Source organism: Aeromonas sp. OTU364, assembly GCF_038440395.1.
Taxonomy (GTDB): Bacteria; Pseudomonadota; Gammaproteobacteria; order Enterobacterales; family Aeromonadaceae; genus Aeromonas.
On the sequence record NZ_JASATR010000005.1, the window covers coordinates 32356 to 52448 of the forward strand.

Annotated in this window: 15 protein-coding genes; 10 read left to right on the forward strand and 5 right to left on the reverse strand. The window is 62.1% G+C overall.

Annotated features, from left to right (window positions below; genetic code table 11):
- Positions 1 to 198: 198 nt before the first annotated feature.
- Positions 199 to 1113, reverse strand: coding sequence for a LysR family transcriptional regulator (locus tag AAHB08_RS07505; RefSeq protein ID WP_342058580.1), 915 nt, complete (start codon positions 1111 to 1113; stop codon positions 199 to 201).
- Between the two features lie 257 nt (positions 1114 to 1370).
- On the opposite strand from AAHB08_RS07505, the gene AAHB08_RS07510 reads away from it, so the two are divergent.
- From AAHB08_RS07510 to AAHB08_RS07540, 7 genes are all read left to right on the forward strand, one after another.
- Positions 1371 to 1703 carry a hypothetical protein gene (locus AAHB08_RS07510; protein WP_202047548.1) on the forward strand — a complete coding sequence of 111 codons (333 nt, stop codon included), beginning with the start codon at positions 1371 to 1373 and terminating at the stop codon, positions 1701 to 1703.
- Positions 1704 to 1735: 32 nt separating this feature from the next.
- On the forward strand, positions 1736 to 2422 hold the full coding sequence (locus AAHB08_RS07515) for a pirin family protein (protein ID WP_342058581.1): 687 nt from the start codon (positions 1736 to 1738) through the stop codon (positions 2420 to 2422).
- 85 nt (positions 2423 to 2507) lie between these two features.
- The gene (locus tag AAHB08_RS07520; protein WP_106885601.1) at positions 2508 to 2900 is read left to right on the forward strand and encodes a DoxX family protein; all 393 of its coding nucleotides are present in this window, start codon (positions 2508 to 2510) and stop codon (positions 2898 to 2900) included.
- Between the two features lie 229 nt (positions 2901 to 3129).
- On the forward strand, positions 3130 to 6480 hold the full coding sequence (gene recC / locus AAHB08_RS07525) for an exodeoxyribonuclease V subunit gamma (protein WP_342058582.1): 3351 nt from the start codon (positions 3130 to 3132) through the stop codon (positions 6478 to 6480).
- Complete coding sequence (recB, locus tag AAHB08_RS07530) at positions 6480 to 10088, forward strand: exodeoxyribonuclease V subunit beta (RefSeq protein ID WP_342058583.1); 3609 nt, start codon at positions 6480 to 6482, stop codon at positions 10086 to 10088. Before recC ends, recB begins: the two co-directional genes overlap by 1 nt.
- 8 nt (positions 10089 to 10096) lie before the next feature.
- Entirely contained in the window at positions 10097 to 12136 is a 2040-nt protein-coding gene (gene recD / locus AAHB08_RS07535; RefSeq protein ID WP_342058584.1) for an exodeoxyribonuclease V subunit alpha, read from the forward strand.
- An 88-nt stretch (positions 12137 to 12224) separates the two neighbouring features.
- On the forward strand, positions 12225 to 12977 hold the full coding sequence (locus AAHB08_RS07540) for a hypothetical protein (RefSeq protein ID WP_342058585.1): 753 nt from the start codon (positions 12225 to 12227) through the stop codon (positions 12975 to 12977).
- A 327-nt stretch (positions 12978 to 13304) separates the two neighbouring features.
- Here AAHB08_RS07540 and AAHB08_RS07545 read toward each other — a convergent pair whose 3' ends face one another.
- Both AAHB08_RS07545 and AAHB08_RS07550 read right to left on the reverse strand, forming a co-directional pair.
- Positions 13305 to 13703 carry a VOC family protein gene (locus tag AAHB08_RS07545; protein ID WP_342058586.1) on the reverse strand — a complete coding sequence of 133 codons (399 nt, stop codon included), beginning with the start codon at positions 13701 to 13703 and terminating at the stop codon, positions 13305 to 13307.
- 265 nt (positions 13704 to 13968) lie between these two features.
- Positions 13969 to 14931 carry an alpha/beta fold hydrolase gene (locus AAHB08_RS07550; protein WP_342058587.1) on the reverse strand — a complete coding sequence of 321 codons (963 nt, stop codon included), beginning with the start codon at positions 14929 to 14931 and terminating at the stop codon, positions 13969 to 13971.
- Between the two features lie 211 nt (positions 14932 to 15142).
- Here AAHB08_RS07550 and AAHB08_RS07555 point away from each other — a divergent pair, with 211 nt between their 5' ends.
- The 3 genes from AAHB08_RS07555 to AAHB08_RS07565 all read left to right on the forward strand — a co-directional run bounded on the left by AAHB08_RS07555 (position 15143) and on the right by AAHB08_RS07565 (position 18331).
- Positions 15143 to 15751, forward strand: a complete 609-nt coding sequence (locus AAHB08_RS07555; protein ID WP_342058588.1) for a TetR/AcrR family transcriptional regulator — start codon at positions 15143 to 15145, stop codon at positions 15749 to 15751.
- A 29-nt stretch (positions 15752 to 15780) separates the two neighbouring features.
- Positions 15781 to 16962 carry an SGNH/GDSL hydrolase family protein gene (locus AAHB08_RS07560; RefSeq protein WP_342058589.1) on the forward strand — a complete coding sequence of 394 codons (1182 nt, stop codon included), beginning with the start codon at positions 15781 to 15783 and terminating at the stop codon, positions 16960 to 16962.
- A gap of 400 nt (positions 16963 to 17362) precedes the next feature.
- Positions 17363 to 18331, forward strand: a complete 969-nt coding sequence (locus tag AAHB08_RS07565) for a helix-turn-helix domain-containing protein (RefSeq protein ID WP_342058590.1) — start codon at positions 17363 to 17365, stop codon at positions 18329 to 18331.
- 62 nt (positions 18332 to 18393) lie between these two features.
- Here AAHB08_RS07565 and AAHB08_RS07570 read toward each other — a convergent pair whose 3' ends face one another.
- The gene (locus tag AAHB08_RS07570; protein WP_342058591.1) at positions 18394 to 19635 is read right to left on the reverse strand and encodes an ammonium transporter; all 1242 of its coding nucleotides are present in this window, start codon (positions 19633 to 19635) and stop codon (positions 18394 to 18396) included.
- Between the two features lie 25 nt (positions 19636 to 19660).
- Positions 19661 to 19999 carry a P-II family nitrogen regulator gene (glnK, locus tag AAHB08_RS07575; protein ID WP_025328566.1) on the reverse strand — a complete coding sequence of 113 codons (339 nt, stop codon included), beginning with the start codon at positions 19997 to 19999 and terminating at the stop codon, positions 19661 to 19663.
- Positions 20000 to 20093 lie beyond the last annotated feature (94 nt).

Sequence of the window (20093 nt, forward strand, 5' to 3'; positions counted from 1 at the left end):
CGGATTCAATACCTTCCTGGTTGAGAAAACGATTGTTTGCTTCCAATTTAAGGGTTTTTTTAACCGCAAGGTTTTATTCTTTCCTGGCATTGAGCGGAACTCGCAAGAGGTCCGCTTTTTTTCTTTTCTCCGAATTTGAGCCCGCCGTCAAGGAAGGGGCGCATTTTTTGGCACCTCCTGCGCCGCCCTCCCGAGGGATTATTCTCCCTTGCAGGGGAACAGCTTGGGGATCTCCCGCACCAGCCAGCTCTTGGCCTTGCCCATGGTATCGCGCCGCCACGCCAGCACGACCTGCACCTGATGGCGATATTCGGGGCCGATCACCTTGAGGCGGCCCGCCTTGATGTCCTCTTCTATCCAGCTCAGGGGCATGGTGCCGACACCGATCCCCGCCAGCAGGGCATCGCGCTTCTCCCCCATGGTGCTGACGGTCAGGCGCGGCTGCTTGTCCAGCAGGCGATAGGTGAGGGCGGGCTTGCGCCGCGCCGTGTCGGCGATGGCGATGGCGCGGTAGCGGCGCAGGGTCTCGTCCGCCAGGGGCTCGGGCTCCCCGTGCAGGGGGTGAGCCGGGTGGGCGACGTAGAGCATCACCTCCTCCTGCAAGGGCTGGTACTTGATGCCGGTCAGGGTGATGTCGGGGTTGAGGGAGGAGATGAGCAGGTCGGCGCGGCCATCCTCCAGACACTCCCAGCTGCCCGCCAGCACCTCGGCCCGCAACCGCAGCCGGGTATCCGTCAGCTCGGCCAGCCGCTCCACCAGGGGGTAGAGCGCCTGCAGCGGCACCAGGGCATCGACGGCTATGGTGATGTCGGTCTCCCAGCCCCTAGCCAGGGCCCGGGTCTCCCCCACCAGATGCTCGGCCGCCTCCAGCAGCAGGCGACCCTGCTCCAGCAGCATGCGCCCGGCGGGGGTGAATTTGGTTCTGTGGCCGCTGCGATCAAACAGCATGGCGTCCAGCTCGTCTTCCAGCTTCTGCACCGTGTAGCTCAGCGCCGAGGGCACCTTGCCCAGCTCGTCGGCGGCGGCCGCGAAGCTGCCACGGCGGTCTATGGCGTCCAGCACCCGGATCGCCTCCAGGGTCAGCGCCCGCTCCTTGTTCGATTCCTTGGCCATATCTAACCTTCAATTTTTTTGAACATGTTTGCCAGATTATCTCGCTAACAACTTAGGGCAAGTGACTTTAATATTCAATCAACGCTTAGGCAGGAAGGCCAGGCGGCCAAATAAAAGGTAGTTCCAGGCTGAGACATCACACAGAACGATGTCTGCTGTAGGTGAAAGAACAACACACTATTTGAATAACCTCTTGCATGGATGCATTGATTCGGGCCAGACCGGCCTTGGCAATGACATAAAAACCAAGAGAGTGAATGAACATGAAAAACGTAATCAAGATGCTGGCCGTTGCAGGCCTGATGACCGCAGGTTTCGCCCAGGCTGCCGTACCGGCCGACATCAATGCCGCCCCTGGCGTGCTGTTCGTGAACTGGAACGCGACCGCCGCCATGGCTGGCAAGTCCAACCCCATGCTGGAGGTGCGCGATGAGTCTGGCGATCTGCTGGCATCGGTTCACGCCAGCCTGATGGGCACCCAGCAGGTCAAGATCCCGAGCCGCACCCAGGGCAACCTGACGGTCAGCCTGGGCAGCGAGAGCAGCAGCTACCGCATCCCGTTCGGTCTGGGTGACGGTCGCCAGCGCTAATCAACCGTTTCAAGGTATTGGAGGAGCACACCATGATGAAATTGAGAGCCGCAGCAGAACGGGGTCATGCCAACTTCGGCTGGCTGGATGCACGCCACAGCTTCTCGTTCGGTCACTACTATGACCCGGACTGGATGGGGCACTCCGTCCTGCGGGTCATCAACCAGGATCTGGTGTCGCCGGGTGGCGGTTTCGCTACCCACCCTCATGCCAACATGGAGATCCTCACCTGCGTGCTGAGCGGCACCATAGAGCACAGGGACAGCCTCGGCCATGCCGAGCAGATCCCGGCGGGGGATTTCCAGCTGATGAGCGCAGGGTCCGGCATCCGGCACAGCGAGTACAACCCCTCGCAGACCGAGCCCCTCTCCCTGTTGCAGATCTGGATAGAGCCGAATGAAGTCGGTACTACCCCGGGTTATCAGCAGAAGAAGATAACCACCCAGCCGGGGCTGACGCTGGTCGCGTCACCGGATGGGGAGGATGGATCCTTCAGGATCCGCCAGCAGGCCCGCATCTGGCGGCTGCAACTTGCCGCAGGGGAAACCCTCGAATGGGCATTGCAAGGGCGCCATGGTTACCTGCATATGATTTCAGGGGAGCTGACTGGCAACGGTCTGGCTGCCCGACCCGGCGACGGCCTGCTCAGTCGCGATGAGGCGTCCTGGACGCTCACCGCCTCCGAGGGGAGTGAAACCCTGCTGTTTGATCTGCCCTGATAGATAAATCACGGCGAAATGAATGAGTTAACAATTAGCTCTTACACTGTTTATTACCAAGATGGGTAATCAAAGGAATCTGACAATGGACAAGATGAAAGATGTGGCACTGCTGGCGGGTCGTATTTTGCTGGCGCTGATGTTCGTGATGGCAGGCTGGGGCAAGATCGGCGGTTACGCCGGTACCCAGGGTTACATGGAAGCCATGGGCGTGCCCGGGTTCATGCTGCCCCTGGTGATCCTGCTGGAGCTGGGTGGCGGTCTCGCCATCGTGCTGGGTCTCTTTACCCGCAGCCTCTCGGTGCTGCTGGCCGGCTTCACCCTGATGGCCGCCTTCATCTTCCACTATCAGCCTGCCGAACAGATGCAGATGCTGATGTTCATGAAGAACCTGTCTGTGGCCGGTGGTTTCCTGGCCCTGGCGGCAGCCGGTCCTGGCGCCTTCAGCCTGGATGCCCGCCTCGGCAAGTGCTGGTAATACCCAGATAGTTCAAGTTTTCCAACGCCTTTTGGCCGGTGCAGCTGCACCGGCTTTTTTATGCCCGCCAGGGGGCGAATGCCGGTACTGTGACGAGGCCCCTGGCGGCGGCAAGCGCCTTTTGCATCTTATCCCCCGATCCCCGACAATCCCATTTCGTGTGAAGTGACGGAAATGGCTCGCCTTTTCCGGCGCGCACCCCTCTTCATGAAATTGGCGGGAGTCGTCCATGTTTACCCTCTACCACTCCAATCAGCTGGATCTGCTCAAGGAGCTGCTGGTGAGCCGCATCCGGCAGGTGCCCCTCTCTCACCCCTTCGAGCACGAGCAGATCCTGGTGCAGAGTCCCGGCATGGCCCAGTGGCTCAAGCTGGAGCTGGCCAAGGCCTTCGGCATCGCCGCCAATATCGACTTTCCGCTGCCCGCCAGCTTTATCTGGGAGATGTTCACCCAGGTGCTGGCGGACGTGCCGCGCCAGAGCCCCTACAACAAGGGCTCCATGAGCTGGCAGCTGATGACCATCTTGCCTGCCTTGCTGGATCGCCCCGCCTTCGTACCACTCGCCGCCTATCTGGGTGGGGATGACGAGGATCCTGCCCGGGATCCCGAGCAAGTGCGGCTCTGGCAGCTCTGCCAGAAGGTGGCGGATCTGTTCGACCAGTATCTGGTCTACCGGCCTGACTGGATCGCCCGCTGGGAAGAGGGGGAGGGATTGGGGTTAGAACTGGCCGGGGTGAGCGGTCAGGATTGGCAGCCGGAGCTGTGGCGCGAGCTGGTGGCCCGCACCCTGGCGCTCTCTCCGAGCGGTTACCACAGAGCCAACCTCTACGAGGAGTTTATCCACGAGCTGGCGCGCACCCGGGATCTGCCGGGCAAGCTGCCGCAGCGGGTGTTCGTGTTCGGCATCTCGGCGCTGCCGCCGCGCTATGTGGAGGCGCTGCTGGCCCTCGGCAGCCGGCCGGAGGTGGAGGTGCACCTGTTTGTCACCAACCCCTGCCGCTACTACTGGGGGGATCTGCTTGATCGCAAGACCCTGGCACGGCTGGAGAACAAGCTCAAACCCGGTACCGACATCGAGACGTTGCAAGGCCCCGCCAACCCGCTGCTCGCCTCCATGGGCAAGCTGGGGCGCGACTATCTGCATCAGCTGATGGAGCTGGAGGTGCCGCAAATCGAGGCCTTCGTCGACATCGACGAGGTGGATACCAAGGGCAATGTCAGCCTGCTGCGCGCCATCCAGAAGGATGTGCTGGAGCTGGCCGAGCGAGGCGCCGGTCAGTTCGATCTCGACAGCAGCCATCACAAGAGCCCGATCGATCCGGCGGATGGATCCTTGCAGATCCACGCCTGCCACGGCCCGATGCGCGAGCTCGAGGTGCTGCACGATCGGCTGCTGGCGTTGTTCGAGCAGGACCCGTCCCTCACCCCGAAAGACGTGGTGGTGATGATGCCGGATGTGAACAGCTACGGCCCCTACATCCAGGCGGTGTTTGGCGCGCGGGGCCAGATCCCCTTCGCGGTCTCGGATAGGGCGGCGAGTCAGGAGAGCCCGCTGCTGCAGAGTTTCCTCGCCCTGCTCAGACTGCCCAACGCCCGCTTGGGGGCGGGGGAGCTGCTCGCCATTCTCGAGGTGCCCGCCGTGCTGCGCCGCTTCGAGCTCGATGACGACGAGTTCAACCAGCTGCGGGTCTGGGTGCAGGAGACCGGCATCCGCTGGGGGCTGGATGACGGCTACCCCGAGCGCTTCGATCTGCCGCCCATGTCCGGCAACAGCTGGCTGTTTGGCCTGCGCCGCATGCTGCTCGGCTTTGCCATGGGAGATGGCGAGCCGGTGGCGGGCATCCTGCCCTACGCCGATATCGAAGGCCAACAGGGGCTGGCGCTCGGCAAGCTCGCCTGGTTCGTCGACTCGCTGGCCGAATTCCTGCCCCGCTTGCAACAGGCGCAGCCGCTGACGGAGTGGCACGCCTGCCTGCTGGCGCTGCTGGAGCGCTTCTATCTGGCCGACGAGGAGGAAGAGCGTCAGCTCCAGCTCATTCGCAGCCAGCTGGCCGAGTGGCAGACCCGGCTCGGCGAGGCCCGCTTCGAGCAGCCCATCACCGCCGATCTGTTGCAGGATTATCTCGGCAGCGTGCTGGGAGAGTCCCGCTCCAGCCAGCGCTTCCTCGCCGGTCAGGTCAACTTCTGCACCCTGATGCCGATGCGCTCCATCCCCTTCAAGCAGGTCTGCCTGCTCGGCATGAACGACGGCGTCTACCCGCGCACCCTGGCCCCCATGGGGTTCGATCTGATGGCGGTGGCGTCGCGGCGCGGAGATCGCTCCCGCCGCGATGATGACCGCTACCTCTTCCTCGAGGCACTCTTGAGCGCCCAGCAGGGGCTCTATATCAGCTATCAGGGCTTCAGCGCCCAGGACAACAGCGACAAGGTGCCCTCGGTGCTGCTGGCGGAGCTGATCGACTATGTGCGGCAGGGCTTTGTGCTGGCGGGGGATGAGAGCCTCGATGACGAGACCTCAGGCCGGCGGCTGCTTCAGCACCTGATGGTGGCGCACCCGCTCACCCCCTACAGCCGCAACTACTTCTATCCGCAGGCGGGTTCGCGCCTCTTCACCTATGCCGCCGACTGGCTGCCCGCCCTCAATCCGGTGCGCGGCGCCGCCAACTTCCAGAGCGGCGAGCTGCCTTTACCTCCGGAATGGGGAAGAGAGCAGGGGCTGGAGCTGGCGGAGTTGCTGCGCTTCTATCGGCAACCCACCAAGTACTTCCTCAACCGCCGCCTCAAGGTGTGGTTTGAACTGAACGAGGCCAACATCGAGGACAGCGAGCCGTTCGAGCTGGACGGCCTGCAACATTATCAGCTGAAAGATCTGCTGCTCGACGCTCATCTGGCGGAAGGTGACAGTACAGTGCGTCGCGAGCGGTTGCAGCTCACCGGCCTGCTGCCCCAAGGGTGGTTCGGCAGCCTGCTGCTGGACGATCTGGATGCCGAGATGGGCAAGCTGGCGGATCGGTTGCGCCCCTGGGTTGCTGCTGATGAGACAGAAAAACGGGCGGTGGAGATCGATATCTCCCTGACTCAGGGCCAGCTGCAGGGGTGGATCGACACCCAGAAGGGGCGAGCGCTGGTGGTCAAACCCGGCAGCTTCAACGGCAAGGATCTGCTGCTGGGCTGGGTTCAGCACCTCTGCCTCTCATTGAGCAGCGCCCCCGGCGACACCCTGCTGTTCGATGCCAAACAGAGTCTGCGACTGCCAGCGCTCTCTGCCGACGAGGCGCGCCCCAGGCTGGCGGCTCTGGTGGCGCTCTGGGCCCAGGGGATGAAGCGGCCGCTGCCGTTTTTCCCCAATACCGCCTGGGATTGGCTCAAGGCGATGGAGAAGGATCCGGACAAGCCTGAGGCGGCCGACAAGGCGGCCCTCACCCGCTTCAACGGCGGCTACATGGTGACGGGGGAGGGGCAAGACCCTTATGTCGCCCGCTGCTTCCCCGAGCTGGATGACGCCGTGCTGGACCAGTTGCAGGCCCTGGCCCGCGAACACCTGACTCCGCTGCTCAAGACCCTGGAGGAGCTGAAATAATGGCTAACCCGCTCAATACATTGCGTTTTCCCCTCCATGGTGAACGACTGATCGAAGCCTCCGCCGGTACCGGCAAGACCTACACCATAGCCGGTCTCTACCTGCGCCTGCTGCTGGGCCACGGCCCGCTGATCGAAGAGGGGGAAGACGCCGGTCAGCCCAGCGCCCACGAGCGGCCCCTCTCGGTGACCGAGATCCTGGTGGTGACCTTTACCGAAGCGGCCACCGCCGAGCTGCGGGGGCGGATCCGCGGCCGCATCCACGAGGCGCGCCTCGCCTTTATGCGCGGCCATAGCAGTGACACCCTGCTGGCCCAGTTGCTGGCAGAGGTGGAGGATCACGAGCTGGCGGCCCGCCGCCTGCTGGCTGCCGAGCGCCAGATGGACGAGGCGGCTGTCTTCACCATCCACGGCTTCTGCCAGCGGATGCTCAAGCAGAACGCCTTCGAGTCTGGCGCCCTCTTTGAAACCGAATTTTTGACCGACGACAGCCAGCTCAGGCTGCAGGCGGTAAGCGACTACTGGCGCGCCGAGTTCTATCCGGTGGACAAGACCCTGGCGAGCTCGGTGCGCGCGCTCTGGCCGAGCCCCGCCGCCCTGCTGCGGGAGATGAACGGCTGGCTCGACAACAGCGAGCTGGAGATCCATCCCGCCTTGGGTGACGAAACCCTGGCCGCCCGCCATCAGGCCGCCATGGCCCGCATCGGGGCGGTGAAAGATGCCTGGCTGGCGCAGACGGACGAGATCCGCCGTCAGACCGAGGGGCAAATCAAGCTCTATACCGGCAAGAACTACGAAGGCTGGCTTGCCAAGATAGGCGACTGGGCCCAGGATCCGGCCAGCGGTTATACCCTGCCCAAGGATCTCGAGCGCTTCGGCCAGGAAACCCTGGAGGCCAAGCTAAGCAAGGGGAAGGCATTACCGACCCTGCCGCTGTTCAGCCAGATCGACGAGCTGCTGGCGAGCCGCCCCGGTATCCGGGATCTTATCCTGCAACGGGCGGCCAGGGTGGTGCGCAGCCGGATGCAGGCCAGCAAGCGGCAGGCCCATCAGCTCTCGTTCGATGACCTGCTCAAAGATCTCGACGGGGCGCTCGGCTCCAGCCTTGGCGAGCGGCTCTGCGAGCGCATTCGCGCCACCTACAGGGTGGCGATGATCGACGAATTTCAGGATACCGACCCCCAGCAGTACCGCATCTTCCATCGCCTCTACGGCGGCCACACAGACACGGCGCTCTTGATGATCGGTGACCCCAAGCAGGCCATCTACGGCTTTCGCGGCGCCGACATCTTCACCTACATCCAGGCCAGGCGAAATGTGAGCGCCCACTACACCCTGGGGCGTAACTGGCGCTCCAGCGGCGCCCTGGTGGGGGCGGTCAACGGTCTGTTCGAGCGGGCGAAAGATCCCTTTATCTACGAAGCGGATATCCCCTTCCTGCCGGTGGAGGCCCAGGGCAAGAGCAAGGCGCTGCTGCTCGATGGCGCCACCGCCCCCGTGCTCCACTGCTGGCAGCTGACCGGCCAGCCCACCTTCAACCGGGGGGATTACCAGAGCAAGATGGCCCGCGCCACCGCCGCCGAGATCCACCGCCTGCTGACCCTGGCCCGCGAGGGCAAGGCGCAGATCGGCGACAAGGCGGTGAAGGCGGGGGATATCGCCGTGCTGGTGCGTACCGGCGCCGAGGGCAAGCTGGTGCAGCAGGAGCTGGCGCGCCTCGCCATCGCCTCCGTCTATCTGTCGAACCGCGAGAGCGTGCTGGAGCAGGTGGAGGCGCGGGAGATCCTGCTGATTTTGCACGCCTGCCAGAACCCGAGCGAAGAGCGCAGCCTTAGGGCGGCACTCGCCACCGGCCTGTTTGATCTGGATGCCAGGGCGCTCGATGCGCTGGCCTCGGACGAGCGGGCCTGGGAGAGCGCGGTGCAGGAGTTTATGGAGTACCGATCGATCTGGCATCGCCGCGGCGTGCTGGCGATGCTGCGGGCCCTGCTGCACAGGCGCAATCTCGCCTCCTCCCTGCTGGCGAGCCCCTATGGCGAGCGGCGGCTGACCAACTTCCTCCATCTCGGCGAGCTGCTGCAACAGGTGAGCAGCGAGCTGGATGGGGAATATGCCCTGCTGCGCTGGCTGGGGGAGGCGGTGAGCCGCCCGGGCGGGCAGGATGCGGAGCAGGTACTTCGCCTCGAATCCGAGCGCAAGCTGGTGCAGATCGTCACCATCCACAAATCCAAGGGGCTGGAGTATCCCCTGGTGTTCCTGCCCTTTATCTGCAGCCACAGAACCGCCGAGACCCCGCTCTATCACGAGGCGGACGAGGCGGGCAATCGCACCATTCTCGATCTAACCGGCGCCGAGGGGTCCCTGGCGGAAGCAGACAGGGAGCGCCTCGCCGAAGACTTGCGGCTGCTCTACGTGGCCCTGACCCGGGGTGTCTACGCCACCTGGCTGGGGCTGGCCCCGGTGCGCTCGGGCAACGGCAAGTCGGAGAAGACAGAGCTGCACCAGACCGCCATCGGCTACCTGCTGCAAAAGGGGGAAGAGGGGGATGCCGAGACTCTGGCGACCGCCCTGACCGAGCTGGCGCAGGCGCTGCCCGGGGTGGTGGTCGGTGAGCCCTCGCTCACCCGTCCGGCCCCGTTGCCGCCGGAGGAGGAACAGCTGGGGGAGCCCCAGGTGCGCCACTTTACCGGTCGGCTGGAGCGGGACTGGTGGATCAGCTCCTACTCCGGGCTGGCGGCCCAGGGGAACGGCCACGGCAAGGGGGTCCTGGCAAACCCCGGCTTCGATGACGAGGTAGTGACCGAGGCGGCTGCATTGGCTTCCGAGCAACCGGAGGAGGTGCCCCAGCCCTCCATCTTCACCTTCCCCAAGGGCGCGCGCCCCGGCACATTGCTGCACAGTCTGTTCGAGACCATAGACTTCGAGAGCGCGGCGGGCGAGCCGCTGGCGCAGCATATCGCTGGCCTGCTGGCGCAAGACGGCTTCGACGAGAGCTGGGCCCCCGTGTTGCAACAGCAGGTGGAGGCTGTGCTGGAGACTCCCCTTGAGACCGGCCTTGGCGATCCGGTGCGGCTGCGGGATCTGGCCCCCGAGCGCAAGCAGGTGGAGCTGGAGTTCTTCCTGCCCATGGGGCGGGTGACGGCACCGGCGCTGACCGCGCTCTGCCAGCAGCACGACCCCCTGTCGCGGGGCAACAAGCCGCTCGGCTTCGCCACAGTGCAGGGGATGCTCAAGGGCTTTATCGACCTGGTGTTCGAGTGGCAGGGGCGCTGGTATCTGCTCGACTACAAATCCAACCACCTCGGCATGAGCCCCGCCGATTACAGCCGTCCGGCGCTGGAGCGGGCGATGGCGGAACACCGCTACGACCTGCAATACCAGCTCTATTCCCTGGCGCTGCACCGGCTGCTGGCCCTGCGGTTGCCGGGCTACGACTTCGACCGGCACTTTGGCGGCGTTTTCTATCTGTTCCTGCGCGGCATGCCGCAGGGGGGGGTATTCCATACCCGCCCGAGCCGTGAACTGGTGCTGGGGCTCGACAAGTTGTTTAGTGAAGGTGTGGAGCCTGACGATCATCGTTTAGAAAAATCAAACAAGGCAGAGGCATGAGGGGCGAGATGAAGAGCGACGGGATGATCGAACGGCTGAAAGCCCTGGCACTGGCGGGGCGTATCCGCCAGCTGGATCTGCAATTTGCCAAACTGGTGGCCGATCTGGGCGGCGGCCCCGAGCTGGTGCTGGGGGCCGCGCTCGCCTGCTTCGAGCTGGGGCGCGGCCACGTCTGCCTGCCCCTTGAAATGCTAACGGCCGGTTCCCTGCGCCCGTTCGGGCTGGATCCGGATCAGAGCCGGGATCTGCTGGGGGATCTCGCGGATCCTGCGAGCTGGCCCGCCCTGTTTGCGGCCAGCCCGCTGGTTGGCTCTGAAGCTCATGAGGGGGTCGCCCCGCGCTGGCCGCTGCGGCTGTGGCACGGGCGGCTCTATCTCACCCGCTACCACGACTTTGAGCTGGGGGTGGCCCGCCATCTGCGCGCCTTGAGTGAACGCGCCGAATGGCCGGAGATAGCCCCGGCCCTGTCGCGGCTCTTTGCCCGCGACTACGGCCTGGTGTTCGATGCGCTGCTCAAAGCCCGCCTCGCGCCCGACTTCTCCGCCCGCCACTTCGTCGAGAAGTATCTGGATCTGGTGTTCCCGAACGAAGTGGATTGGCCCGCCATCGAAGGGCTGCTGGCCAGCGCCCAGGCGGCGAGCGAGCTGAGCAAGCTGGATGCGTTGGTGCCCGAGGCGCTCTGCTGCAACGGCCAGAAGCTGGCGGCGGCCACCGCGGCGGCGCGCCCCTTCGCGGTCATCTCCGGCGGCCCCGGCACCGGCAAGACCACCACTGTCGCCAAGCTCCTGGCCATCCTGGTGGAGACCGGCCTGCAAGGGGGCAAGGCCCCGGCGATCCGGCTGGTGGCCCCCACCGGCAAGGCGGCAGCGCGCCTCACCGAGAGTATCGGCTCTGCTCTGCAGGCCCTGGATCTGCCCCCGGAGTGGGCCCAGGCCATCCCCACCGAGGCGGGCACATTGCACAGGCTGCTCGGGGTGATCCCCGGGCGCAGCCAGTTCCGCCACCACGCGGGCAACCCGCTGCACCTCGACTTGCTGGTGGTGGACGAGGCCTCCATGGTGGACCTGCCCATGATGGCGCGCCTGCTGGACGCGCTGCCAAGCCACGCCCGCCTCATCCTGCTCGGCGACAAGGATCAGCTCGCCTCGGTGGAGGCGGGGGCCGTGCTCGGGGATATCTGCAGCTTTATCGAACAGGGCATCAGCCCGGCGCAGGCGCAGTGGCTCTCCCGTCAGACCGGCTACCGCCTGCAGGGCACGCCTGCAGGTGCACCGGTGCGCGACAGCCTCTGTTTGCTGGCCAAGAGCTGGCGCTTCGATCGGCATTCGGGCATTGGTCAGCTGGCACGGGCCTGCAACGGCGGCGATGCCGCGGCGGTGGAAGCTGTCTGGAGTGCAGGATTCAAGGACATTAGCCTGCATCCCTGGGCTGGGGAGGCCTACGACGAGCTGATTGCAGAGGGGGTCGCCGGTTACGGCAGCTATCTGAAGGCGGCCCGCGCGGGGGAGGAACCCACCGCCGTGTTCAAGGCGTTCAACGGCTTCCAGATCCTCTGTGCCCTGCGGGACGGCCCCTTCGGCGTCGAGGGGCTCAACGAGCGCCTCGAACTGGCCCTGTCCAGGGCTGGCCTCATCGCCCGCGACGGCGACTGGTATGCGGGCCGCCCTGTGATGGTGGTGCGCAACGATCACGGCATCGGCCTCTACAACGGCGACATGGGGCTCTGCCTGCCGGACGAAACCGGCCGCCTCAAGGTATGGTTCGAGCAGCCGGACGGCACCCTGCGGGCCCTCTTGCCCAGCCGGTTGCCGCCCCATGAGACGGTCTACGCCATGACCATCCACAAATCCCAGGGCTCGGAGTTTGCCCATACCGTGCTGGTGCTGCCGGACAGCCCCAGCCCGCTCCTGACCCGAGAGCTGGTCTATACCGGCATCACCCGTGCCAAGGCCCGCCTCGATCTCTACGGCGATCGCGCCCTGCTGGCACAGGCGGTGCGTAAAAAGACCGAGCGGTATTCCGGATTGGCGGAGAGGTTGGGGGAGTGAGCGATTGGACGGTGGTAAAGGATTTACCTCCATGGGGAAAGAAGTTTGCTACGTATTATCATAAATCGATTCTGAATAGAGGTTATGGATGAAGGATTTACTTAAGTCATTGAAAGATAATGCCACATCTAGACTAAATAATCCTATTATCGGTGCTTTCGTCTTGTCTTGGATGTTTTTGAATATAAATGGGGTGGCTAGGTTTATATTGGAAGGCAACCAAGGAAAGCTTGACATTATAAAGAATAAAAGCTGGGTCTTTACAGACGACCTGGTAATTCCATTTTTAGTATCTATTGGGTATTTAGTAATACTTCCTATTTTAAATGCGGTCTACAGTTTTATACATGATAATTGCATTGATAAAGTAAGAGATGAAAATAGCAATAAAGCACAGAAAGATGCCTTTCTTAGGAGAAAGGAAACAGTGAGTGCAAAAATTGAGTCAACAGATGAATATGTTGTTAAGTTAAAGGACAAGGAACTAGATTTATGGGCAGAGCAAAAATTAGAACTCATCCGTGAAATAATAAGTCTTAAGGGGAAATATTCAAAGTTGCTTTCTGATTTCGAACTTAAATCGAAGGAGTTTCGTTCTGAAAACAATAAAATGAGTCTATCTATTGGACAATTGGAAGATGCCAATAAAAACTTGTCTGCACAGGATTCAGAACAGCGAGATTATATTAGGAAGGTTGTGACAAACCTTGATAAACTATTGAACTCAATAGAAAATAAAATCCTAAGCAATAATAAGGTTGATGAAATAGAAAAAATTAGAAATGAAATATTAGACGTTAGAAATAAATTCTATTTATGGGATGATGATATTCCATTCTGATTTTTTCATTGCTTGTAGTTTATCTCGTATGTTGGGCTTCACAGGCTCAGCACCAACCTACCGATTGGGTAGGTTGGTGCTGAGCGTAGCGAAGCCAAACGTTTACCGCGTAATCTCTTTTTTCCTCCCCCTCATCCCCAGCCCTTCTCCCGCAAGGGGAAAAGGGTGTAATGCCGTCACCGCTGTCCGATTACGCTTCGCTAATCGAACCTACGTGGCTGATGGTATTGCGGTTAACCGAATCGGCATGGCTGGCGATCATATTTCCGGTATTGCTTTATTCCCTCTCCCTTTGGGAGAGGGCAGGGTGAGGGGATCATTTAGCCATTAGATGGTCAGCTCCAGCCGGTTGCCTTCGGGATCCAGGAAGGTGCTCTCGTAATAGCCGTCGCCGGTCCAGCGGGGGCCGTCCAGGTGTTTCACCTCGGCGCTTTTCAGCAGCTTGAGGCGGGCGGTCATCTTGTCCACGGCCTCCACGCTGCCGAGGGAGAAGGCGAGGTGGGCCAGCCCCTGCAATGGGTGCGGCAGACTGAGATCTGCCGGAAACAGGGTGGGAGTGTGCATCAGCTCCAGACTGGCGCCCCCCTCGAAGCGCACGAAGTAGGAGGAAAACTGTTTGGTCGGGTTGTGGTAGCGCTCATTGGCCTGCCCGCCAAACAGGGTGCAGTAGAATGCCTTGAGTGCCTCCAGATCCTGCGCCCAGATGGCGACGTGATGGATATGCATGGCTGGTCTCCTGTGAGTTGATACCCCCAATGCTATGCCGGGGCCTGCCCCTTCGACATGGCTGAGCCCGTCCTGATGATGTCTGAAACTGCCAATCATCTTCAGTCGATTGCGGCGCAACCGAGATCGGGTGAGTGCCAAGAGCCAACTGCGCCACGCTGAGCCGGTGTGAAACCAAGGCTCGCGAGCTGCTTATGTCGGGCATAAAGAAGAAGGCCCCCGAGTCGGGGGCCTGTCTTGATATCACCCGCAAAAGAGCGCGGACTTATTTTCTCAAAAACGGCAGCAATACCGTCATCAGCTGTTCCGGGCACTCCTCCGTGACGAAGTGGCCGCATTCACCGAGCATGGCGCCCTGCAAATTCACCGCTCGTCCCTGCATCGTCTGCTGGGGGGCGTCACGGGTGGCATGATCCGCACCTATTGCCAGCACCGGCATCAGCAGTTTTTTCTCTCCCCGCTGTTTATTTTGTGCAATGGTTTGCGGAATCGCCCGGTAATACGCGAAGCCTGCCCGCAATCCGCCAGGGGAGGAATAAGCATCTATATAGGTTTGTGCGGCGACGCGATCACGACGATAGGACCAGTGGTCAAAAATGAAATTCAGATAGTCCCGCTCTTTGCCAGCCGTCAGCATTTCCGGCAAGTCCTGTACCTGATTAAACATGAAGTGCCAGAGGAAAATATTGTCCTGGGGATCGACGAAGATGGACGGTGCCGGCGCCAGGCCCGGAATAACCGCTTCGGTCAATGCGATTTTCTTGATGTCTGCGGGATAGTCACTGGCCAGGGCATAACCCACCCACATGCCGATGTCGTGACCGACAACCGAATATTGCTTATGACCGAGCTGATTCATCATATTGTGCAATGTGGTCGCCACAGCCCCGGTATCGTAACCCGTGCTCGGCCGATCGGAATAACCGGTTCCCGGCGGATCAACCGCTATCGCCATATAGCCTTCGGCGGCGAGTCCGGTCATCACATGACGCCAGGCATACCAGGTTTGCGGCCAGCCCGGGATCAGCAACACGGGCTCCCCCTTTCCCGCCGTCACATAATGGATCTTCTGCCCCGCCACCTTGACATAGTGATGCTGAAAGCCGGCCTCATTGACCTGTGTTGTTACTGACGTCACTGCCGGGCGTTGTGTATTTGCCGCGACCGCAGTGCCCTGCAATGTGAGCAGCATGACTGCCGCCAGAGATACTCTGAAGAATGTGTTCATACCCTTTCCGTTTTAATTATCTATAAAAAATCCCCGCAGAAGGCCATAGACAAGGCGTCTGTAAGCTGGGGTGGTGGCTATTATTTGTCGATCAACAGCGAATAGGGTAAGAGGGCGTCTCAATCTTTGTCAATCACCAAAAAATAATTCTTTGTTAGTCGACAATGAACTGGTAGCCTTGGCCTGAAATGACAGATGCGGAGAGTGTGTTATGGCTGGCAGACCAAGAGAATTTGATCGTGAAGAGGCGTTGCGCATAGCAAAAGAGGTGTTCTGGCAGCGTGGCTATCAAGGGACTTCCCTGTCTGATCTGGTGGCTGCACTGGGGATTGCGTCTGCACGGATTTATGCCGCCTTCGGCTCAAAGGAAAATCTTTTCCGTGAGGCGATAGCGCTTTATCTGGCCGAAGAGGGGGCTTTTGCTGACGCCGCCCTGTCACAGCCGGGCACCCGCCAGGCTGTCAGGCAACTGCTGGTGAACGCGGTCGAAGCCTACACCCGTGACGATAGGCCTCACGGCTGCATGGTGGTCCTGTCGCTGACCAACTATGGCCGTGATAACGAAGAGATCATGGCATGGCTGGCCGGTTACCGCCGGGAGCGGATAGAGGGCATCATTGAGCGCATCCGGCAGGGCGTTCAGTCCGGTGAACTGCCGGAAAACACCGATATACAGGGGCTCGGGGATTATGTGGCGACCGTGTTTCACGGGATCTCCATCCAGGCCCGGGATGGCGTCAGTCGGGCGCGTCTGCTGGCAATGACGGATATCGCCATGCAAGGCTTCGATGTCATGACGGCCCCGCCGGGCGCGCAATAACTCGGTTGTTTCTTTCAGGAGAATTTCTGATGTCATATTCAGTGTCTTCAGCCTCGCCAGTGTGCGAGGAGTGGATATGCACCTGGCTTTCCAGCTCCCAGCCTGCCTCGGGAGAGGCGTTTCCGTTTCCATCGGATATAGCGGTCATTGATGGGGATCAGACACTCCGGCAGTCACTGCGCATCAGCCTGGGCGGCCAAAAGCTGCGGCTGATCTTTTCCAATCGTTATGGCGCCCAGCCGATGGTCATAGGCGAGAGCCATATTTCCGTGCCTGATCTGTGCGGCGCACTGGCTGTCACCTTTAATGGGCAAGCCGGCGCGACAATTCCAGCGGGGGGGACTCTGTGCAGTGATGAAATTCCACTGGATATTCCCTCGCTATCGGTGATCACTCTGCGGACCTATCTGCCGGAACCGATTCCGGTCGATACCTTCCACTGGGATGCCCGTCATATTTCGTTGCTTGAGCCGGGTAATCGGGCCGTCAGGGAAGAGGCCGGCGACGGTCAGAGAATCAGCTCCCGTTTGCTGGTTGAAAGCGTCCAGGTTCAGCCGGGATCCGCGTGCCGCGCTCTGGTCGTCATCGGTGATTCTATGGTGGATGGCAACGGCGTGGAGATGGACACCTATGGCCGTTGGACAGATTTTTTGGCAGAGCGCCTTGTTGCCGACAATATCGCGGTGGTGAATGCCGGGCAGTCGGGTTCCCGGTTGCTGAAAGACGGCGTCGGCATCGCCAGCCTGTCGCGTTTCGAGCGTGATGTGCTGCAGCAACCCGGTGTCACCGGCTGTATCGTGCAGGTCGGGCTGAATGATATCGGGTTGGCGGGCACGGCACTGGATCCGGATAGTCCGGTGCCGGCGGCAACGGTGCTGATCAACGGCTATCGGCAATTACTGAAGAGGGCGCGGGAATACCATATCCGCATGACAGGCGTCACCCTGGTGCCGCTGCGGGGAGCCGGTGAGTATGGTATTGAGCGCTTCTATCAGCCTGAAAAAGAGGTTGTCCGGCAGGCAGTGAATCACTGGATGCGCACCAGCGGGGAATTTGATGCGGTGATTGACAGCGACCTGCTGGTGCGGGATCCGGAGTGCATGTCGCGGCTCGGCGCGCACTACGATGTCGGGGATCACCTCCATCTCAATCTTGAAGGACATCTGCGGGTCGCACGGTCAGTGCCGCTGGCCGTTATCCGGGCTGATTGACGGCTTTCCCCGGCGACCCCAAGCGCCCCGCCATGTTGCGGGGCGATTCACTCAACAACAACCCCTCATATTCATCGTCTGCCTCATGTTTATATGCTGCTGGCCGGAAGTTGATCCGGGGATCGACGATCTGGCCAGGCAGTGACCTTCATTTCGGCTGCGCCGCCAGCCGCTGAGGCAGTGTACCGGCTCCAGACTGGCGCCCCCTCGAGGCGTGCGAAGTCGGAGCTGAACGGCTTGGCTTGTGGTCGCGCCCATTGGTCTGCCCGCCAAACAGGGGGCAGTGGAATGCCTTGAGCGGCTCCGGATCCTGCGCCCGGATGGCGACGTGATGGAGGTGCATGGCTGCTCTCCTATGACTAGGCGCCCTTGATGTTATGCTGGGGCCTTCCCCTTCGACATGGCTGAGCCCGTCCTGATGATGTCCGACACTGCCAACCCCGAGCTTATCGACGTCTCCCTCGACTGCCGCGAGCAGATCTGCTGCGACAGCCTGCTGCCCGCCCTTGCGCAGGAGCGGGTCTGGCTGGCGGGCTACTCCCGCCTGCGCACCCGCTATCGCATCGAGCGCCGCCTGGCGGACGTGCACTGCTTCCTGCTGACCCTGGGGGGCGAGGGGGAGGTGCTGATCGGCGATCGCTTCGAGCGGCTGCCAGTAGGGAAGTGGGCGCTGATCCCGGCGGGGGAGGCGCTCTGCTATCGATTGCCAGAGACGCGATTGCCAGAGATGCGATGGTCAGAGACGCAGCTACCGGAGACGCAGTGGCCAGCGCCGGAGCAGCCGCAACCGACGGCTGGGGGAGATTGGGATCTGGTGTGGCTGCTGCTGCACAAGGGCTCCCCCTGGGATGCCTTTGCGAGCCGCCCTCGTCTGGGCTGTACCTCCCAGCAGGGGACCCTGCTTCGTACCATTGAGAACCTCCATGCGGAGCAGGAGCGTCATCAGGACCCGCTGCTCAGTGCGCTCTTGGTGGAGCAGCTCGGTTTCTACCTGCGCCGCCTGCTGCAGAAGGGGGAGGGGCAGAGTCGCGGCGAGCGGCTGGCCCTGCGCCTGGAGCTGCTGCTCAAGGAAACCCTGACCGAGTGCTGGGACATAGGGCGGATGGCCGCCGCCCTGCACCTCTCGGAGCGCCAGCTTTATCGGCTCTGTCAGCAGCACTTCGCGCTGGCCCCCATGGCGCTGCTGCAACGGCTGCGGCTGCAGCGGGCTGCGCTCCTGCTGGCGAGCCGGGCCGATTCGGTGAAGCTGCTGGCCGCCCAGTGCGGCTTCAAGAACGAATACCACTTCTCCACCGCCTTCAAGCGCCAGCACGGCTTGGCCCCGAGCCACTATCGCCGGTTGCATCACCCCGCCTTCAAGGGGTGCTGAGGGCGCCCCAAAAAAGAGCGGGGCCCGAGGTCTCCCCCGTGCCCCGCACGCCACTGGCGGTGTCAGGTGCTGGATTTGATGCTGACGAACTCGGGGTAGGCATCGACGCCGCACTCGTGGAGATCCACGCCCAGCATCTCTTCCTCTTCGCTCACCCGCAGGCCCATGGTGGCCTTGAGCAGGCTCCAGACGACCAGAGAGACGGCAAAGACCCAGCCGAAGATGACGGCGGCACCGAGCAACTGGGCGCCGAAGGTGGCGCTCGCGTTGGAGAAGGGCACCACCATCAGGCCGAACAGGCCGCAGACCCCGTGTACCGAGATGGCACCGACCGGATCGTCGATCTTCAGGCGGTCGAAGGCGACGATGGCGTAGACCACCAGGGCACCGGCCAGGGCGCCGATCAGGCTGGCGAACAGCGGGCTGGGGGAGGCCGGGTCGGCGGTGATGGCGACCAGGCCACCGAGGGCGCCGTTGAGGATCATGGTGAGATCCGCCTTGCCCCAGGTGAGCTTGCTGACCAGCAGGGCGCCAACCACACCGGCCGCCGCGGCGGCATTGGTGTTGACGAAGACGGTGCCGATGGCGGTGGCGTCAGCGGCGCTGGAGAGCGCCAGCTGGGAGCCGCCGTTGAAGCCGAACCAGCCCATCCAGAGGATCAGGGTGCCCAGGGTCGCGAGCGGCAGGTTGGAGCCGGGGATGGGGTGGATCTCCCCCTGCTTGCCATATTTGCCACGACGGGGGCCGAGCAGCAGCACGGCGGCCAGGGCCGCGGCGGCGCCCGCCAGGTGGACTATGCCGGAGCCCGCGAAGTCGGAGAAGCCCGCCTCTTTCAGGAAGCCGCCACCCCAGCTCCAGTAGCCCTCGATGGGATAGATGAAGCCGGTCATCACCACGCAGAACAGCAGGAAGGACCAGAGCTTCATCCGCTCGGCCACCGCCCCCGAGATGATGGAGGTGGCGGTGGCCACGAACACCACCTGGAAGAAGAAGTCGGCGTGCAGGGAATGGCCCGCGTCGTCCGCCTGGCTGCCCATCAGGCTGCCAAAGCTCGGCAGCCAGCCGCCGGCGCCGTTGTCCACGTACATGATGTTGTAGCCGACCAGAAGGTACATGACGCAGGCGATGGCATAGAGCAGGATGTTCTTGGTCAGGATCTCGGTGGTGTTCTTGGCGCGGACCAGGCCCGCCTCCAGCATGGCGAACCCGGCGGCCATCCACATGACCAGCACGCCGGAGATCAGCAGGTAGAAGGTGTCGAGTGCATAACGCAACTCGCTGACGGATGTGATCAACTCTTCCATGTCGTATTCCTCGGTTCCAGTCGTATCAAAGGGCGTCGGCGTCTGTCTCGCCGGTGCGGATCCGCACGGCGGCCAGCAGGTCGCAGACGAAGATCTTGCCGTCGCCTATCTTGCCGGTGTGGGCGGCCTGGCTGATGGCTTCGATGATGGGCTCGACGTTGTCGGCCTGGGTGGCGATCTCCAGCTTCACCTTGGGCAGGAAATCCACCTGGTATTCGGCACCTCGATAGAGTTCGGTGTGTCCCTTCTGGCGGCCAAACCCCTTGACCTCGGAGACCGTCAGCCCCTCTACACCGAGGGTGGCGAGGGCTTCGCGAACGTCATCGAGTTTGAACGGCTTGATGATGGCAGTGATTAACTTCATGCAATGTCCCCAATCCTTGGTGCTTCATTCAGGCAAACGCAAATATTGCGCCAAGAATTTTCCCCTATTTATTCAATGATTTAATTCATCCATG

Excerpts from the sequence above, each read along its gene's own strand:
- AAHB08_RS07505 (WP_342058580.1), bottom strand. The coding sequence starts at position 1,113 with ATGGCCAAGGAATCGAACAAGGAGCGGGCGCTGACCCTGGAGGCGATC.
- AAHB08_RS07510 (WP_202047548.1), top strand. The coding sequence starts at position 1,371 with ATGAACATGAAAAACGTAATCAAGATGCTGGCCGTTGCAGGCCTGATG.
- AAHB08_RS07515 (WP_342058581.1), top strand. The coding sequence starts at position 1,736 with ATGATGAAATTGAGAGCCGCAGCAGAACGGGGTCATGCCAACTTCGGC.
- AAHB08_RS07520 (WP_106885601.1), top strand. The coding sequence starts at position 2,508 with ATGGACAAGATGAAAGATGTGGCACTGCTGGCGGGTCGTATTTTGCTG.
- recC (WP_342058582.1), top strand. The coding sequence starts at position 3,130 with ATGTTTACCCTCTACCACTCCAATCAGCTGGATCTGCTCAAGGAGCTG.
- recB (WP_342058583.1), top strand. The coding sequence starts at position 6,480 with ATGGCTAACCCGCTCAATACATTGCGTTTTCCCCTCCATGGTGAACGA.
- recD (WP_342058584.1), top strand. The coding sequence starts at position 10,097 with ATGAAGAGCGACGGGATGATCGAACGGCTGAAAGCCCTGGCACTGGCG.
- AAHB08_RS07540 (WP_342058585.1), top strand. The coding sequence starts at position 12,225 with ATGAAGGATTTACTTAAGTCATTGAAAGATAATGCCACATCTAGACTA.
- AAHB08_RS07545 (WP_342058586.1), bottom strand. The coding sequence starts at position 13,703 with ATGCATATCCATCACGTCGCCATCTGGGCGCAGGATCTGGAGGCACTC.
- AAHB08_RS07550 (WP_342058587.1), bottom strand. The coding sequence starts at position 14,931 with ATGAACACATTCTTCAGAGTATCTCTGGCGGCAGTCATGCTGCTCACA.
- AAHB08_RS07555 (WP_342058588.1), top strand. The coding sequence starts at position 15,143 with ATGGCTGGCAGACCAAGAGAATTTGATCGTGAAGAGGCGTTGCGCATA.
- AAHB08_RS07560 (WP_342058589.1), top strand. The coding sequence starts at position 15,781 with ATGTCATATTCAGTGTCTTCAGCCTCGCCAGTGTGCGAGGAGTGGATA.
- AAHB08_RS07565 (WP_342058590.1), top strand. The coding sequence starts at position 17,363 with ATGGCTGAGCCCGTCCTGATGATGTCCGACACTGCCAACCCCGAGCTT.
- AAHB08_RS07570 (WP_342058591.1), bottom strand. The coding sequence starts at position 19,635 with ATGGAAGAGTTGATCACATCCGTCAGCGAGTTGCGTTATGCACTCGAC.
- glnK (WP_025328566.1), bottom strand. The coding sequence starts at position 19,999 with ATGAAGTTAATCACTGCCATCATCAAGCCGTTCAAACTCGATGACGTT.